Here is an 863-nt window from a genome sequence, read left to right as displayed (position 1 = left end):
GCTTACCACTTTGTGATTCATGACTGGGGTGAAGTCGTAACAAGGTAACCGTAGGGGAACCTGCGGTTGGATCACCTCCTTACCTAGTCGGTAGAGAATGTGAGTGTTCACAACAGATTGTCTGATAGAAAAGAAGCAGATACCGGGAATAGGCTTGTAGCTCAGGTGGTTAGAGCGCACCCCTGATAAGGGTGAGGTCGGTGGTTCAAGTCCACTCAGGCCTACCACTTTTTATTCATACTGCGTTATGGCTCCGCTCGTTTACCGATGTAAACGTCGCGAAACCACGCCTTGTCTGAATAAAAAGAACCTTTCTTATTTAAAGAAATTCCGGTAAAAAAAATCGAGAGATTAATGGGGCTATAGCTCAGCTGGGAGAGCGCCTGCCTTGCACGCAGGAGGTCAGCGGTTCGATCCCGCTTAGCTCCACCATTATCTCTGATATCTGCGAAAAAAATAATTCAGAGTTTACCGGAAACGGTATGCTGTGAATTATTATGCTCTTTAACAATCCGGAACAAGCTGAAAAATTGAAACAATCAATATTATCACCGAGGTAATATTGATGAGTCTCTCAGCCAATCAACTTAGAAAGTAATGACTTTCGAGGGGAAGCGAGCTAAGTAATTTCGCGAAGGCCAGCGCACAGCAAGCGGAGCATACATCAGTATGTGAGCATTGCGAGCACTGCCCGACAATGAAATTATGACGCGCAGCGACCCGTCCAAAAGACACCTTCGGGTTGTGAGGTTAAGCGAATAAGCGTACACGGTGGATGCCTAGGCAGTCAGAGGCGATGAAGGACGTGCTAATCTGCGATAAGCGTCGGTAAGGTGATATGAACCGTTATAGCCGACGATTTC

2 tRNA genes and 2 rRNA genes are annotated in these 863 nt (G+C 46.7%); all 4 read left to right on the top strand.

Going from position 1 to position 863, the window contains the following annotated elements:
- Window positions 1-82, top strand: a 16S ribosomal RNA gene (locus AYY17_RS15640); the annotation flags it as partial.
- 68 nt (window positions 83-150) lie between these two features.
- Window positions 151-227 (top strand) — tRNA-Ile (locus AYY17_RS15635).
- A 129-nt stretch (window positions 228-356) separates the two neighbouring features.
- Window positions 357-432, top strand: a tRNA-Ala gene (locus AYY17_RS15630).
- A gap of 316 nt (window positions 433-748) precedes the next feature.
- A 23S ribosomal RNA gene (locus AYY17_RS15625) occupies window positions 749-863 on the top strand; the annotation flags it as partial.

The sequence above is a fragment of the Morganella psychrotolerans genome (assembly GCF_001676055.1).
Lineage (GTDB): Bacteria > Pseudomonadota > Gammaproteobacteria > Enterobacterales > Enterobacteriaceae > Morganella > Morganella psychrotolerans_B.
This window is presented reverse-complemented; position numbering and strand designations above follow the sequence as displayed.